The following is a 15,567-nucleotide window of genomic DNA, read 5'->3' on the forward strand; positions in this document are numbered from 1 at the left end:
AGAGATAAATAATGAGTTTTATCTAAAAATATGGCTTTTTTTTTGAAAAAGATTCAATAAAAATCCACGTTATTTCACATTTTGTTTACATTAGGGATTGCTATTTGATTTAAAACTTGCCATATTCGTAAAAGCATATGCAAACAAAAGGTACTGTTTGGTACCAAACCAACAACATCTTGGAGTGAAAAATGAAAAAATTAACCAAACTCTCTCTTATCGCAGTAGCGATGACTTCGACAGCAGCCTTTGCAGCGGGTCCGAAAACATTTGTTTACTGTTCTGAAGCCTCACCTTCTTATTTAAGCCCTGTGCTTGGTACTGATGGTGCAACTATTGATGCTTCTGGACAAGCCATGTTCAATGGTTTAACGACATTTGAGCGTGGTACCACGAATGTGATTCCTGCACTAGCAGAAAAATGGGACGTGGCAGATGATGGTAAAACCTATGTGTTTCATTTACGTAAAGGGGTGAAATTCCACAGTAATAAAGCGTTTAAACCAAGTCGTGATTTTAATGCTGATGATGTGGTTTTCTCTTTTAATCGTCAATTAGATTCAAATCATCCTTATCACAAAGTTTCTGGCGGGAATTACGAGTATTTTATCGGTATGGATATGCAAAATATCATTGATAAAGTAGAAAAACTGGATGACTACACAGTGAAAATCAGCTTGAAAGTGCCTAATGCACCATTTTTAGCGAATTTAGCGATGGATTTTGCCTCCATTTATTCTGCGGAATACGCAGCTGCAATGGCAAAAGCGAAAACGCCAGAAAAATTAGATAGCGCACCAATTGGTACGGGTCCATTTGAATTTGTTTCGTATCAAAAAGATTCCTCTGTACGTTTTAAAGCGTTTGAAAATTATTGGCAAGGTAAAGCGAAAATTGATCGCTTAGTTTTCTCTATTACACCAGATGCTTCAGTGCGTTATGCCAAATTACAGAAAGGGGAATGTCATGCTGCGCCATATCCAAATCCTGCAGATATTACAAAATTAAAAGAAGATCCAAATATCAACTTATTGACTAAACCGGGTTTGAATGTAGGTTATTTAAATTTCAATGTAAAAAAAGCGCCTTTTGATAATGTCAAAGTGCGTCAAGCATTGAATTATGCAGTGAATAAAGAAGCGATTATTGAGTCAGTTTATCAAGGGGCAGGACAGGTCGCTAAAAACCCAATTCCACCAACAATGTGGTCTTATAATGATGATGTGAAAGATTATGAATACGATCCAGAGAAAGCAAAAGCCTTATTAAAAGAAGCGGGTTTTGAAAATGGCTTTGACACGGATTTGTGGGCAATGCCAGTTTCGCGTCCATATAACCCAAATGCACGCCGTATGGCAGAATTGGTACAAGCTGATTGGGAAAAAGTAGGGGTAAAAGCAAAAATTGTTAGCTACGAATGGGGTGAATATCTTAAACGTATGCGTGCAGGCGATCACCAAACAGGTATGATGGGATGGACAGGAGATAATGGTGATCCCGATAACTTCTTAAATACGTTATTAAGCTGTGCCGCAGTAGAATCGGGTTCCAACTATGCGAAATTCTGTCATCAAGAATTTAATGATCTTGTGACAAAAGCTGCACAAGTGACTGATCCGACTGAGCGTACTGCGCTTTATAAGCAAGCCCAAGTCGTATTTAAAGCACAGGCACCATGGATCACCATTGCGCATTCAACTACTTACTTCCCAGTACGTAAAGAAGTGAAAGGCTATGTGATTGATCCATTTGGTTTACATAACTTCTATTTAGTTGATTTAGTGAAGTAAGCTTTGAAAGTGCGGTCAAATTTTTGAGGATTTGGCAAGATAGGATAGGGCGAGTTGATCAGGCTTGTGCTATCCTACATTGATTTTTATTTATTCCATTTTCAGTGTGACCGCTGATGATTTTCCTCATGAGAGGAAACAGGGATTCAAAATTATAAATATAGAGAGTCTTCGATGTTTCAATTTATTTTTAAACGCCTTTTAATGGTTATTCCAACATTTATTGCAATAACCCTCATTACTTTTGCGTTAGTCCACATGATTCCGGGTGATCCAATAGAAATTCGCATGGGCGAGCGTGGCTTAACACCAGAAGTCCATGCTGAAATGATGCAAAAACTTGGATTGGATAGACCTTTACCAGAGCAGTATTTCACCTATGTTAAAGGTGTGTTACAAGGGGATTTAGGCACTTCATTTCGTAATAACGAACCTGTACTCAAAGAATTTTTTACGCTCTTTCCTGCCACAGTCGAATTAGCTTTTTTTGCTTTATTGTGGTCGTTAATTTTGGGTATTTTCTTAGGGGTAATTGCCGCCGTAAAAAAAGATTCTTGGATATCGCATACCGTCACGGCACTTTCTCTCACAGGCTATTCTATGCCGATTTTTTGGTGGGGGCTGATTTTAATCCTCTATTTTTCCACACCTTTGGGCTTGCCTGCTTCGGGTCGTCTACCCGCTGAGTATTGGATTGAAGCTGAGACAGGATTTATGCTGATTGACACTTGGAATTCTGATGAACCAGGTGCATTCTTAGCTGCCATTAAATCGTTAATTTTGCCTGCTATTGTACTCGGTACTATTCCGCTGGCTGTCATTACACGTATGACGCGTTCCTCGATGTTAGAAGTACTTGGCGAAGATTATATTCGTACGGCAAAAGCTAAGGGACTAAATACAACTCGAATTGTTGTTGTACATGCATTACGTAATGCATTAATTCCTGTTGTAACAGTAGTCGGATTAATTATTGGGCAATTGCTTTCTGGTGCGGTATTAACTGAGAATATTTTCTCTTGGCCTGGGATTGGTAAATGGATTATTGATGCGATTAATTCACGTGATTATCCTGTGTTACAAGGTTCCGTACTGATTATCGCTACACTGATTATTTTAGTGAATTTAACGGTTGATTTAATTTATGGCGTTGTTAATCCGCGTATTCGCCATACTTAATTTTGATTTGATTGGAGTGAAACATGTCAAGTGTAACCACAGTGAGTTCACCTGCACCGAAAACGCCATTACAAGAATTTTGGTTTTATTTTAAACAAAATCATGGTGCAGTGATTGGGCTGACTTTTATTACGATTGTGTTAATCGTTTGTATTTTTGCTGGGGTAATCGCCCCTTTTGATCCTATTACACAGGATCGCAGTGCCTTATTGCTTCCTCCTGCATGGATTGAAGGCGGAAATAGTGCTTATTTATTAGGCACTGATGATATTGGACGTGATATTTTATCGCGTATTATCTATGGTGCACGCCTTTCTGTGTTTATTGGCTTGACCATTGTTTTATTGTCTTGTTTCTTTGGCGTGATTCTCGGTTTACTCGCGGGTTATTATGGTGGCTTAATTGATACAATGATTATGCGTTTTGTCGATATTATGTTGGCTATTCCAAGTTTATTATTAACTATTGGGGTGGTAACGATTCTTGGACCTTCTTTAACCAATGCTGCGATTGCGATTGCTGTGGTTTCTATTCCAAGTTATGTTCGTTTAACACGCGCTTCAGTTTTAAGTGAAAAAAATCGTGACTATGTAATTGCTTCTCGTGTTGCTGGGGCAGGCGTATTTCGCCTAATGTTTATTGTTATTTTACCGAATTGTTTAGCGCCATTAATTGTACAAATGACAATGGGCATTTCTAATGCAATTCTTGAACTTGCTGCATTGGATTTCTTAGGTATTGGTGCACAGCCACCAACACCTGAATTAGGTACGATGTTAGCGGAATCCCGTGGCTTTATGCAAACAGCACATTGGCTCGTCACAATTCCCGGTTTAGCAATTCTTTCTCTCGTACTGGCTTTCAATTTAATGGGCGATGGTTTACGAGATGCGCTCGATCCAAAATTAAAACAATAAGGGGAAAAGCATGGCATTATTAAATGTAGAAAATTTATCTGTTCATTTTGGTGATGAAAACACCCCGTTTAAAGCCGTTGACCGAATTAACTACACGATAAATGAAGGTGAAGTATTAGGGATTGTAGGCGAGTCTGGTTCTGGAAAATCCGTCAGTTCATTAGCAATTATGGGCTTAATTGATTACCCAGGACGTGTGTATGCTGACAAGTTAGCCTTTAATCAAAGTGACCTACTTACACTGAATGCGAAGCAAAAACAGAAAATTGTAGGTGCAGATGTTTCCATGATTTTCCAAGATGCGATGACTAGCTTAAATCCAAGCTATACTGTAGGTTATCAGATCATGGAAGCGTTGAAAGTCCACCAAGGTGGGAGCAAAGCATGGCGACATGAGCGAACAATTGAATTATTAACGTTAGTGGGTATTCCAGATCCGACTTCTCGTTTAGATGTTTATCCTCACCAGCTCTCTGGTGGTATGAGCCAACGAGTGATGATCGCGATGGCGATTGCTTGTAATCCAAAATTATTAATTGCCGATGAACCGACTACCGCGCTGGATGTGACGATTCAAGCACAAATTATTGATTTGTTACTTGAATTGCAACGTAAAAAAAACATGGCATTAATTTTGATTACGCATGATCTTGCTTTAGTGGCAGAAGCAGCACATCGTATTATTGTGATGTATGCAGGGCAAGTTGTAGAAGAAGGTAAAGCGGAAGAAATTTTTAGCACGCCATTACATCCTTATACTCAAGCATTATTGCGTGCACTGCCTGAATTTGCAGAAGGAAAATCTCGCTTACAATCCTTACCAGGTGTAGTGCCGGGTAAATATGATCGCCCAACAGGTTGTTTACTTAACCCACGTTGTCCGTATGCAACAGAATTATGTCGCCAGCAAGAGCCTGAAACACAAGTTGTGAATGGTCATCGAGTGAAATGCCATACACCATTAAATGCACAAGGGATTCCAAGCACACCCGCACTTGCTGTGTGATAACGATAATAAAAGAGAGCAATATGCAACAAAATCAATTACAAGCACCACTTTTGGATGCGATAAATCTCAAAAAATATTATCCCGTCAAAAAAGGGATGTTCAGTAAACCAAAGTTGGTTAAAGCCGTAGATGGTGTTTCGTTTACTCTTGAACGAGGTAAAACTCTTGCTATTGTTGGGGAATCAGGCTGTGGTAAATCGACACTTGGTCGAATGCTAACAATGATTGAACAACCAACTTATGGGGAATTATTTTACAAAGGGCAAAACTTTTTAGTGAATGATACCGCGACGCAGAAATTACGCCGTAAAAAAATTCAAATTGTTTTCCAAAATCCTTATGCGTCTTTAAATCCACGTAAAAAAATAGGGACAATTTTAGAAGAACCTTTACTCATTAATACCAATTTGTCTGCTCAACAACGTAAACAACAAGTCTTGGAGATGATGTCGAAAGTAGGTTTAAAACCAGAGTTTTATGATCGTTATCCACATATGTTTTCAGGTGGTCAGCGTCAGCGTATTGCAATTGCACGTGGCTTAATGTTACATCCAGATATTGTGGTGGCGGATGAACCCGTTTCAGCACTTGATGTTTCTGTCCGAGCTCAAGTACTCAATTTAATGATGGATTTACAAGAAGAAATGGGGCTGTCTTATGTGTTTATTTCTCATGATCTTTCTGTTGTAGAGCACATTGCTGATGAAGTCATGGTAATGTATTTAGGACGCTGTGTTGAACAAGGCGATACAAAAACCATTTTTAGTCACCCGCGCCATCCTTATACACAAGCGTTATTATCTGCAACACCAAGGTTAGAAGCGGAACATCGTAGAGAGCGGATTAAGTTGACAGGTGAATTACCTAGCCCATTGAGTCCGCCTAAAGGTTGTGCATTTCATGCGCGTTGTCGCTTTGCTACAGCACAATGTGCCATTGAAAAACCTACATTAAAAACCTATGCAGATGGGACTAAAATCGCTTGTTTTATCGTCGATTAATTGAACAAAGCGAATATTATGTTCGCTTTTTAATCTTGAAAATTTATAGAAAATCGACCGCACTTTAAGTTCTCTCTTTTTTAAATAAAGAGAGTAAAAATAATAAGCTGGCACTAATCACTACGGAAGGTCCCGCAGCTGTATCGTAGAAGGCAGAAAGTAATAACCCTAAACTGATTGCTACCATGCTGACAAAAACAGCAATAATCACCATATTTTCTGGTGTTTTAGCAAATCGACGCGCGGTTGCAGAAGGAATGATAAGTAGTGATGTAATAATTAATGCACCAACAAATTTCATACTGAGTGCAATAGTTAATGCGGTGAGAATCATTAAAATAAAGCGCATTTTTTGTACATTAATCCCTTCTACTTGCGCTAATTCTGGACTGACTGTTGTCGAGAGCAACGGTTGCCAGAAATACAGTAAAGTGACTAACACGATGGTGACACCTAATCCGATGAAAATAAGATCGTCATAATTCATCGCCAGTAAGTCACCAAATAAATATGCCATTAAATCAACACGTACGTTTTGTAATAAACCCACCGTTACTACACCTAAGGATAAGCAACTGTGTGCGATAATGCCAAGCAAAGTATCGACTGAAAACTGTGTTTTTCCTTCTAACCATACCATGCTGACAGCAAGAATCAGAGTTAAAATGACAATGGACAAATAAGGATTAATTTCCAGAAAAATACCAAGTGCCACACCGAGTAAGGCGGAGTGTGCTAGGGTATCGCCGAAGTATGCCATTTTGCGCCATACTACAAAAGCACCGAGTGGCGCTGTAATCAGAGAAAGTAAAATACCAGTTAACCAAGCGGGGAAAAGAATTTCAAACATGATTTATCTCGTTATTTTTGATGTGTACATTGCTGTGATGTAAAGTTGGGTGCACAACATATATCACCATGTATGTCATGTTTATGATTATGCTTATGGGTATAAAGTGCAACATTCTTAGCAAATTGATCACCAAAGAAATGAATAAATGTGGGATCATTCGATACAGTTTCAGGCGTACCAGCACAACAAATATGTTGATTGATACACAATACTTCATGTGTGTCAGCCATTACAATATTTAAATCATGGGACACCATTAAAATCGCACAATTCAGTTTTTGTTGTGTTTGATGAATTAATTGGTAAAGTTCTGCTTGCCCGTTAATATCAACACCTTGAGTTGGTTCATCAAGCACTAATAAGTTAGGTTTGTTTAAAATAGCTCTGGCAAGTAATACTCGCTGCATTTCACCACCAGAGAGCTTTTGCATGTTATTTGTGCTCAAATGAGAAATTGACAATAAAGTCAGTGTTGCTTGGATTTCTTGTGGGTAAATCCCTTTTTTGAGTGATAAAAATCGTTCTACGGTAATAGGCAAGCTTTGGTCTAAATGAATTTTTTGTGGCACATAACCAATACGCACATTTTTACTATAATGCACTTGACCGGATGTTGGTGCTAATAGTTTAAGTAACACTTTTAATAAGGTCGATTTACCGCCACCATTTGGACCAACGATCGTAATGATTGAATTTGGATAAATTGTAAGATTGATATCTTGTAATGCCTTTTTCTGTTCAAAAGTGACATTAATATTTTTTAGTTCAACTAGAGGTAATTTGATAGAATGAATTTGCATTATTTGCTAGACTTGACGGCTTAAAAATTGCAGTAAAAATAGCTTATTTTTCGCTGTTTAACAAGTTTGCTGTATGAAAATGAGTAGAATGGATACAATTTCAGCATTTATTGGCTTTTTTTAAAGAGTTGTAGAATTTTTTATCATTTGCTTGGTCATAATAAAACGAAATTATAGGAATAAAGGAATAAAATGGTGCGACATGTTAAGTTAGCAAGAGAGAGACGAAGAAAAAAGTTGCAAGTAAAAGCGATGATTTTCTTTGCCGCCATTTTATTAATTATTACTGGTGTTTTATTAGAAGATAAACAAGAGACATCTGAACCAAAGCTTAACTCGGTTGCTGGTCAAGTACAAGAGAATACTCAACTGTCTGAATTAGAATCCACGAATAAGCTTTCAGAGGCAAGTTTGTCATCTGAATCAAATTCAACATTTAATCCGCCTGAAAGCTTACCCTCTGTTAGAGCGGAATCTTTTGTTGCAACAGAAGATTCTCGTACATCACAATCTTTTGACACATTACCATTTTCTACCCAATCACAACCTTCACTTGAGATAGCAGATAATGAACTCAAGACAGAAACAGCAGCAAATGACGTTGCAGTGAGTGAGTCAACCTCATTAATGTCAACAACGCCTGCATCGGCAGAGCTTACTCCAACAGCGGTTAGCCCTGCATCCTCTTCTTTAAGTACCACTTCAGTTTCTGTTGAAAATACGTTATCTAAGCAGGATGAAATGGAGCATGTATCGACAAATAAGTTAGATGTTAATGCGCTCGATGCGACTTCGTATTACGATGATCTCGAGGCGAAAGATGATGAAGTTGATGAAATTAAGCCTGATAGCATTGATGAATTAGCTGAATTTCCAGAATCAGCACGCAATGCTTTAAATGATCTGTTTGATGTGATGGATCAAGCCATGCGCATTAAAAACCAGTTTAGTCATACTGTGGTTAAGGGCGATACATTAAAAGATGTGCTAGAACTATCTGGGTTAGATGTACATGTCAGCGAGGCATTAATAAAGAGCTATCCAGAATTTAAGAATCTTAAGCCTGGTCAGCAATTTTATTGGATATTAGATAATCAGGGCGAATTAGAATATTTAAACTGGTTAGTTTCTGAACGTGAAGAACGTATTTATGAAAAAACAGAAGAGGGCAAGTTTAAACGTGAAATTTTAAAAAAACAAAGTGTGTGGAAAAAAGAAGTGTTAAAAGGCAAAATTGATGGCTCTTTTAATACGACTTTAAGAACATTAGGTTTAGAGTTACGTCAAATTAATCAGCTTGCAAATGCGTTACAGTGGCAAATTAACTTAAAGCGCCTGAAAAAAGGGGATAAATTTGCAGTACTTGTCACGAGAGAATATATCGATAACAAGCGTACTGGGCAGGGGAATGTGGATGGTATTCACATTATTTCTGGTGGGAAAAGCTATTATGCGATTCAAGCCAGCAATGGGCGTTATTATAATCGCCAAGGCGAAACTTTAGGTAAAGGATTTGCCCGTTATCCTTTGCAGCGTCAAGCACGTGTTTCTTCTCATTTTAATCCTTATCGTCGTCATCCTGTTACAGGACGTATTGCCCCACATAAAGGCGTTGATTTTGCCATGCCAGTAGGCACGCCAATTATTGCGCCTGCCGATGGTATTGTAGAGAAAGTAGCATATCAGGCAAATGGCGCAGGGCGTTATATTGTGATGCGACATGGTCGTGAGTACCAAACAGTGTACATGCATTTAAGTCGTCCGTTAGTGAAAGCAGGACAAAATGTGAAGCGTGGTCAACGTATTGCGCTTTCGGGGAATACAGGACGTTCTACTGGGCCGCATTTACACTATGAATTTCATATTAATGGGCGAGCAGTGAATCCATTAAGTGTGAAATTACCAGGCACGAGTAGTGGAATGGGGACAGCTGAGCGTAAACAATTCTTAGTTAGAGCGAAAGACGTTGAACGGCAATTAAAGCTATAGTTATTCTGTGATCCTTTGTTACATTAAAGTGCGATCAAAAATATTGAAATTTTGACCGCACTTTACTTTTCAATATCTAATAGTTGACAGTATTGGTCTAGGTTAAGGAAGGTTCTTATGAATATCATGACTTATTTTGATCAAGTTAAGATGGTTTTCTAATACATAAAAAAGGCGAACGCTATGGTTCGCCTTCATTGTTTCGATGTGTTTTAGGTAAACATCGCAGAGATTGATTCTTCGTTACTGATACGACGAATTGCTTCTGCTAGCATGCCAGAAAGGGTCAATACACGTACTTTATTCAGTGCTTTGATTTCTGGTGAAAGTGGAATAGTATCAGTAACTACTACTTCATCTAAAGCATCACTTGCTAAGTTTTTGGCGGCTGAGCCAGAGAAAACAGCATGTGTTGCATAAGCGAACACGCGTTTAGCTCCACGTTCTTTTAACGCTTCAGCTGCTTTGCATAATGTCCCACCAGTATCGATCATATCATCAACTAAAATACAATCACGACCAGCTACATCACCAATAATATGCATGACCTGAGCAACATTAGCACGAGGACGACGTTTATCAATGATTGCCATATCAGTATCATTTAATAGCTTCGCAATCGCACGCGCACGTACAACACCGCCAATATCTGGTGAAACGACAATAGGGTTTTCTATATCAGTTTTCTTTAACACATCATGTACGAGTACCGGGGAACCGAATACGTTATCTACAGGTACATCAAAGAAACCTTGAATCTGTTCCGCATGTAAGTCACAAGTCAGTACACGATCTACACCGACGCTGGATAAGAAATCTGCCACAACTTTGGCTGTAATTGGCACACGTGCAGAGCGCACACGGCGATCTTGGCGAGCATAACCGAAATAAGGGATGACGGCAGTAATTCGACCTGCAGATGCGCGGCGTAGCGCATCAACCATTACAATCAACTCCATTAGGTTATCATTTGTTGGTGCACAAGTAGATTGAATAATGAACACATCACTACCACGTACGTTTTCATTGATCTGAACTTGGATTTCACCATCGCTGAAACGACCAACTGTCGCATCACCTAATGAGAGATATAAACGTTCAGAAATTCGTTTTGCTAGTTCTGGAGTTGCATTACCAGTGAAGAGTTTTATATCAGGCATTGTTAATTGAACCTCGAGGTTTAGATTGTAAAGAATAAAATGGTTGAGTTAGTCTGTTATTGCATTAAGCTAGCTTAATTGCGTGAGCATTTTATGCAAAGGTGAAATATTTAATCCTTGTGTGACAAAGCCAAAATATTGTTTTGGCATGGCTTGAAAGGCTACTTTAGCACTTTCTTCATCATTAAATTCAGCAAATACACAGGCGCCAGTACCCGTTAATCTTGACGGCGCATATTGTAGCAACCTGTGGAGTATTTCTTCAACCTCTGGATAATGATTTATGACAACTTTTTCGCAATCGTTTTCATATTTTTGCGCGAGTAATTGTTCCAGTGATTTTTTTGCTGTATTCCGTGTTAAATTGGGATCAGAAAATATAGCTGCTGTCGAGATAGCCACATTTGGTTTTAATACGACATACCATTTTTCTGGTGGATCACAATAAGTAATTTGTTCACCTACACCTTCTGCAAAAGCAGCATGGCCATGTACAAAGATTGGCACATCAGCACCTAGTGTCAGTCCTAATTTTGCTAATTGCGCAATAGTTAATCTGGTATTCCAAAGGTGATTGAGCGCAAGTAAAGTCGTTGCTGCATTTGATGAACCGCCACCAATACCTGCCCCCATCGGCAAAATTTTATCTAAATGTAAATTAGCACCTAAGTTACAGGCTGTTTTTTGTTGGAGTAGTTTAGCGGCTCGATAGACTAAATTATCTTCGGTATTTAAATTTGGTATTTCTGGCGTAAGATAAATTTTATCATCTTGGCGAATTTCAATTTCTAGCCAGTCACCGAAATTCAGGAATTGAAATAAGGTTTGTAGTTCGTGATAGCCATCAGGTCGTTTACCATTAATGTAAAGAAATAAATTCAGTTTAGCAGGGCAGGGAAAACGTAACTTGTTTTCTTGTGATGATAAAAGTGTGGTAGAAAATTGATAATTTTGCATTAATACTTCCAGTTATCGATACGAATTTTCAAGGTTTGCCCTTCTGTTTTTAACAAAATATCTTTGGGTAAAGGTAAATTTTGTTGATGGTAGCTCAGATAGTCTGCTGTCCAGATCCTGTTGTTAAGTGGATAACTAAAACTTGCTAATAAATGGTTTTCTCCAACTTTATAATCAAGTTTTTCATCTGGTTGACCTTTTAGCCATAGTGCAAATTGTTCTAATGGAAAATCTACCCCAATCATCTCTTTTAATAGTTGTTTAGCATCTGGTGTAGCACGTTGATTGCCTTTATTATCATAAACACGCATTAGATTGTTATGCATTTCAAGTGTGAGAGTTGTGCTACTGATAGTCGATGAAAGAGTCAACAGATAGTTTGCTGAATTTTGATATTGCCAATTAAAACGCGTTGAAAAGCGTTCTTGTGTGCTGATGTAGCCTAGTTGTCCTTGATTACTATATTGTTGGATTTTTTTTATTTGACTGAGGTGCTGCTGCCAATTTGGGTTTGTTTTATCAATATACTTTATATTTATTGGACGCTCTGTATCAAGCGTACAAGCGCTTAAAATAAGACTAATGATAACTGAAAAAAAGAAGTATGGTTTTTTCATAACATAAAAGGAGGCTAAAAATTATGGGTATTTTACGAGCTTAACTTACATTAGTAAAGCGCGGTAGAATTTCGGCGCGTTTTTGTTTAACTATATGCATGCGACGACGATTAAGTTCATCGCGAATAGCTTGTTTTTCAAAGCCATCAGCAATCACTGCTTGTACATCAACTTGCCGTGCAGTTTGGTAAAGGTGCCATAGGAAACCTTTTTGTGGATAAGCGGCTTGTTCAAATCCGGTTCGTCCGCGACTATCTGCGACACAAACAACTAATAGTTCTGCAAAACGCTGGGGTTTACGCCATACATCTAAGGCATTAAATAATTTGATGATAGTTTCGGGGCGTAATTCAAAAGCTTTATGGACATGTGAATGATATTGACAGCAAAGTTCAGCAAAGGTTTGAATCGTATTTGGTAATTTAAAGCGTTGACACAGCATTCTGATGGGCTTTATGCCTGCTTTTTCATGTCCATAATGGTGAGGCAGAATGGCTTTAGGTGTTAATGCTTTGCCAAAATCATGACAAATTGCTGCAAAACGGACCGCACTTTTCTGATAATGTGTATTTTCAGTGAGCAAGACAGCTTGCTTTAAAACCAGCATCGTATGAATAAACGAGTCTGTTTCTGGGTGGTATTTAGCTGGATTTGGGACACCACATAACGCATCTAATTCTGGAAAGAGTATATTCAGCGCACCAATTTGGCGTAGCGTTTCAAAATAGATTTCGGGATTTTTTTCTAAGAGTGCTTTTTCTGTTTCTAACCAAACTCGTTCAGCAGTAAGCCGGCAAAGTTCACCTGTTTGCGTTAATTGTTGCATTAATGCAACAGTTTCTGCTGCAATTTTGAAGCCAAGATAATGATAACGGGCAGCAAAGCGAGCAACACGTAAAACACGTAGTGGATCTTCTGCAAATGCAGGGGAAACATGGCGCAAGATGCGATTATTCAGATCTTGTACGCCACCATAAAAATCATGTATTTTTCCTGCTGAATCTTGTGCTAATGCATTAATTGTTAAATCACGCCGCATTAAATCTTGTTTGAGTGAAATAGTCGGAGAAAAATCACAGATAAAACCCGTATAACCACTACCTGCTTTTCGTTCTGTACGTGCAAGTGCGTATTCTTCTTTTGTACATGGATTGAGAAAGACTGGAAACTCTTTACCGACTTGTTGATAACCTTGTGCAATTAAATATTCTGGTGTAGCGCCAACGACAACCCAATCACGATCTTTGACTGGAAGCTGGAGGAGCTGATCTCGCACAGCGCCTCCTACTAAGTAAATTTGAATGTTGCTTTTTTGCATTGGTTTAGAAATTATGCCCAACCATTATTACGGCGACGTCTTGGTAAGATTAATGGAATAATAAGACCAAGTAGCAGACCAACACCAAGTACTGAACCACCATAAATAAACCATTGAATCGCAATTTCACGCTTTCCTGCATCAAGCATCGCTTCTAGATCACGATTTTTATTTTTAGTAATTTCCAATTCACGTTTTAACTGAGAATTTTGTTCTAATAATTGGCTGCTTTGTTGTTCCGCTTGGTTTGCTCTGCGCTGCATTTCACTGGTGCGTTGTTGCCAATCACTGTCTAAGCGGTTAAGTTTCATGGTGAGTTCTTGGATTTGTGTTTTTAATTGCGGATTTTCTTCTTTGCTACTTGGTGTTGAGGTTAATTCACTGGTTAAAATCCATGCATCACGATTTTTACTATCGCGGATTAAGCTATATTTATCTTTTTGATCTAATACGGTGACTGGTTCACCTGCACGAATTGCGCCTGCAATTTTATATTGCTCACCAGCACCTTTACGTAGAAATGTAGTTAAATTTTCTGTGACATATTTGGTTTCAGCATGAACCAATTGAATGGATACACCGAGAAAAAGACAAGAAAGTAAGACTTTGGTGATTTTCTGCATAAAACAATATCCTATATAAAGCAATTACGAAAGAAAAGTGCGGTCAAATTTCACCGCACTTTAAGCAAGATTAGTGAAAAATGAAGCTTAACACATAATAAATGATAATGGCGAAAAATGCACCTGCTGGCAGTGTGACAATCCAAGAGGCAATAATATTACGGATCACATTTAAGTTTAATGCAGCAATTCCACGTGCAAAGCCTACACCTAATACGGCACCAACTAGTGTTTGTGTTGTTGAGATTGGTAATCCTGTGCCTGAAGCAAGTACAACTGTGATTGCTGTAGCAAATTGTGCAGCAAAACCACGACTTGGTGTTAAATCGGTAATACCTGTTCCAATTGTTGCCATGACTTTATATCCCATCACAATCAGACCAACAACAATACCTACTGCACCTAGTGGTAGAATCCACCAAGCAAGCTGTGTTTTTGGTAAGATTTGTCCACCATGTTCAACAATTGATACGACGGCGGAAAGCGGTCCAATTGCATTAGCAACATCATTTGAACCATGTGCGAATGCCATAGCGCAGGCAGTTAATAACATTAAAATACTGAATACTTTTTCAACTCCACCAAAAGTACCTCGTTGTACTTTTTGTATGAACGTTGGGCTTTTGAAATAGAAGTGGCAAAACACGATAGAGACAATGCCGATAACTAAAGAAATTAAAAACACTTCAAAGCCATTTAAATGTAAACCAATGTGTTTTAAACCTTTAGTAAATGTCACAATACAAAGGATAAATGAAGTTAATCCCATGTAATATGGACCGTATTTTTGGGCATTTTTAAGTGGTTGATCAGTATCAAAGATTAATTTCTGAGTGCTAGCAAAAATACCATAAGCGACAATACCTGCGATAATAGGGGTAATAAACCAACTTCCGACAATGCTTTTAATTGTTCCCCATTCAACCGCTTCTTTACCTACAGTCACACAAGCGAAACCAACAACTGCGCCAACAATAGAATGGGTGGTTGAGACTGGCCATCCCATGCGTGAGGCAATTAATAACCATAGTCCAGAAGCGAATAACGCCGCCATCATGCCTAATACTAAAATATCGGGAGTAGCAGCGAATTGCATTGGATCGATAATACCACTTTTGATTGTTTCTGTTACTTCGCCACCAGCTAAATAAGCACCAGCAGATTCAAAAATCATTGCAATAATAATGGCTTGCTTGGCAGTAATAGTCCCTGAGCCGACTGAGGTTCCCATTGCGTTAGAGACATCATTGGCCCCGATACCGAATGCCATGAAAAAACCAAAAACTGCAGTGATAAGAACGAGCACAGTACCATATTGATTAAGTAGTTCCATTTTTTGTTCTTCCTATAAACC

General features: G+C 38.5%; 14 protein-coding genes. 6 read left to right on the forward strand and 8 right to left on the reverse strand.

The annotated features are described in order from the left end of the window. The first annotated feature begins 191 nt into the window (after positions 1-191). The 5 genes from ACFSAV_RS03765 to ACFSAV_RS03785 all read left to right on the forward strand — a co-directional run bounded on the left by ACFSAV_RS03765 (position 192) and on the right by ACFSAV_RS03785 (position 5,896). On the forward strand, positions 192-1,790 hold the full coding sequence (locus tag ACFSAV_RS03765) for an ABC transporter substrate-binding protein (protein WP_379096335.1): 1,599 nt from the start codon (positions 192-194) through the stop codon (positions 1,788-1,790). 174 nt (positions 1,791-1,964) lie between these two features. Further along, positions 1,965-2,969 (forward strand): ABC transporter permease subunit, encoded by a 1,005-nt coding sequence (locus tag ACFSAV_RS03770; RefSeq protein ID WP_379096338.1) that lies wholly within the window; start codon positions 1,965-1,967, stop codon positions 2,967-2,969. 23 nt (positions 2,970-2,992) lie between these two features. Continuing rightward, positions 2,993-3,886 (forward strand): ABC transporter permease subunit, encoded by an 894-nt coding sequence (locus tag ACFSAV_RS03775; RefSeq protein WP_379096341.1) that lies wholly within the window; start codon positions 2,993-2,995, stop codon positions 3,884-3,886. A gap of 10 nt (positions 3,887-3,896) precedes the next feature. Then, positions 3,897-4,892, forward strand: a complete 996-nt coding sequence (dppD, locus tag ACFSAV_RS03780; protein ID WP_379096344.1) for a dipeptide ABC transporter ATP-binding protein — start codon at positions 3,897-3,899, stop codon at positions 4,890-4,892. 23 nt (positions 4,893-4,915) lie between these two features. Continuing rightward, positions 4,916-5,896, forward strand: coding sequence for a peptide ABC transporter ATP-binding protein (locus tag ACFSAV_RS03785; RefSeq protein WP_379096347.1), 981 nt, complete (start codon positions 4,916-4,918; stop codon positions 5,894-5,896). A 64-nt stretch (positions 5,897-5,960) separates the two neighbouring features. On the opposite strand, the gene znuB is transcribed toward ACFSAV_RS03785, so the two are convergent. Both znuB and znuC read right to left on the reverse strand, forming a co-directional pair. After that, a complete protein-coding gene (gene znuB, locus ACFSAV_RS03790) occupies positions 5,961-6,746 on the reverse strand; it encodes a zinc ABC transporter permease subunit ZnuB (protein WP_101774757.1) in 786 nt (261 codons plus the stop codon). A gap of 11 nt (positions 6,747-6,757) precedes the next feature. Beyond that, positions 6,758-7,549: a zinc ABC transporter ATP-binding protein ZnuC gene (gene znuC, locus ACFSAV_RS03795; RefSeq protein ID WP_101774758.1), complete on the reverse strand. Its 792-nt coding sequence runs from the start codon at positions 7,547-7,549 to the stop codon at positions 6,758-6,760. Between the two features lie 192 nt (positions 7,550-7,741). Between znuC and mepM the strand changes: the two genes are divergently transcribed. Next, positions 7,742-9,538 (forward strand): murein DD-endopeptidase MepM, encoded by a 1,797-nt coding sequence (gene mepM, locus ACFSAV_RS03800; RefSeq protein WP_417629281.1) that lies wholly within the window; start codon positions 7,742-7,744, stop codon positions 9,536-9,538. 212 nt (positions 9,539-9,750) lie between these two features. Here the strand turns inward: mepM and ACFSAV_RS03805 are convergent, their stop codons facing one another. The 6 genes from ACFSAV_RS03805 to ACFSAV_RS03830 all read right to left on the reverse strand — a co-directional run bounded on the left by ACFSAV_RS03805 (position 9,751) and on the right by ACFSAV_RS03830 (position 15,546). Continuing rightward, positions 9,751-10,698 (reverse strand): ribose-phosphate pyrophosphokinase, encoded by a 948-nt coding sequence (locus tag ACFSAV_RS03805; RefSeq protein WP_101774759.1) that lies wholly within the window; start codon positions 10,696-10,698, stop codon positions 9,751-9,753. A 69-nt stretch (positions 10,699-10,767) separates the two neighbouring features. Beyond that, the gene (gene ispE / locus ACFSAV_RS03810; RefSeq protein ID WP_379096352.1) at positions 10,768-11,655 is read right to left on the reverse strand and encodes a 4-(cytidine 5'-diphospho)-2-C-methyl-D-erythritol kinase; all 888 of its coding nucleotides are present in this window, start codon (positions 11,653-11,655) and stop codon (positions 10,768-10,770) included. Then, positions 11,655-12,272: a lipoprotein insertase outer membrane protein LolB gene (gene lolB / locus ACFSAV_RS03815; protein WP_379096355.1), complete on the reverse strand. Its 618-nt coding sequence runs from the start codon at positions 12,270-12,272 to the stop codon at positions 11,655-11,657. Before lolB ends, ispE begins: the two co-directional genes overlap by 1 nt. Positions 12,273-12,312: 40 nt before the next feature. Then, positions 12,313-13,590 carry a multifunctional CCA addition/repair protein gene (locus ACFSAV_RS03820; RefSeq protein ID WP_379096358.1) on the reverse strand — a complete coding sequence of 426 codons (1,278 nt, stop codon included), beginning with the start codon at positions 13,588-13,590 and terminating at the stop codon, positions 12,313-12,315. Positions 13,591-13,601: 11 nt separating this feature from the next. Beyond that, positions 13,602-14,213: a TIGR04211 family SH3 domain-containing protein gene (locus ACFSAV_RS03825; RefSeq protein ID WP_101774763.1), complete on the reverse strand. Its 612-nt coding sequence runs from the start codon at positions 14,211-14,213 to the stop codon at positions 13,602-13,604. Between the two features lie 70 nt (positions 14,214-14,283). Then, a complete protein-coding gene (locus ACFSAV_RS03830) occupies positions 14,284-15,546 on the reverse strand; it encodes an inorganic phosphate transporter (RefSeq protein WP_101774764.1) in 1,263 nt (420 codons plus the stop codon). Positions 15,547-15,567 lie beyond the last annotated feature (21 nt).

Origin of the sequence: Pasteurella oralis, assembly GCF_042681465.1 — a bacterium.
Classification (GTDB): domain Bacteria; phylum Pseudomonadota; class Gammaproteobacteria; order Enterobacterales; family Pasteurellaceae; genus Pasteurella; species Pasteurella oralis.

Bases quoted from the DNA above. Each gene is read 5' to 3' on its own strand.
- ACFSAV_RS03765 (WP_379096335.1), top strand. From the start codon at position 192: ATGAAAAAATTAACCAAACTCTCTCTTATCGCAGTAGCGATGACTTCG.
- ACFSAV_RS03770 (WP_379096338.1), top strand. From the start codon at position 1,965: ATGTTTCAATTTATTTTTAAACGCCTTTTAATGGTTATTCCAACATTT.
- ACFSAV_RS03775 (WP_379096341.1), top strand. From the start codon at position 2,993: ATGTCAAGTGTAACCACAGTGAGTTCACCTGCACCGAAAACGCCATTA.
- dppD (WP_379096344.1), top strand. From the start codon at position 3,897: ATGGCATTATTAAATGTAGAAAATTTATCTGTTCATTTTGGTGATGAA.
- ACFSAV_RS03785 (WP_379096347.1), top strand. From the start codon at position 4,916: ATGCAACAAAATCAATTACAAGCACCACTTTTGGATGCGATAAATCTC.
- znuB (WP_101774757.1), bottom strand. From the start codon at position 6,746: ATGTTTGAAATTCTTTTCCCCGCTTGGTTAACTGGTATTTTACTTTCT.
- znuC (WP_101774758.1), bottom strand. From the start codon at position 7,549: ATGCAAATTCATTCTATCAAATTACCTCTAGTTGAACTAAAAAATATT.
- mepM (WP_417629281.1), top strand. From the start codon at position 7,742: ATGGTGCGACATGTTAAGTTAGCAAGAGAGAGACGAAGAAAAAAGTTG.
- ACFSAV_RS03805 (WP_101774759.1), bottom strand. From the start codon at position 10,698: ATGCCTGATATAAAACTCTTCACTGGTAATGCAACTCCAGAACTAGCA.
- ispE (WP_379096352.1), bottom strand. From the start codon at position 11,655: ATGCAAAATTATCAATTTTCTACCACACTTTTATCATCACAAGAAAAC.
- lolB (WP_379096355.1), bottom strand. From the start codon at position 12,272: ATGAAAAAACCATACTTCTTTTTTTCAGTTATCATTAGTCTTATTTTA.
- ACFSAV_RS03820 (WP_379096358.1), bottom strand. From the start codon at position 13,590: ATGCAAAAAAGCAACATTCAAATTTACTTAGTAGGAGGCGCTGTGCGA.
- ACFSAV_RS03825 (WP_101774763.1), bottom strand. From the start codon at position 14,213: ATGCAGAAAATCACCAAAGTCTTACTTTCTTGTCTTTTTCTCGGTGTA.
- ACFSAV_RS03830 (WP_101774764.1), bottom strand. From the start codon at position 15,546: ATGGAACTACTTAATCAATATGGTACTGTGCTCGTTCTTATCACTGCA.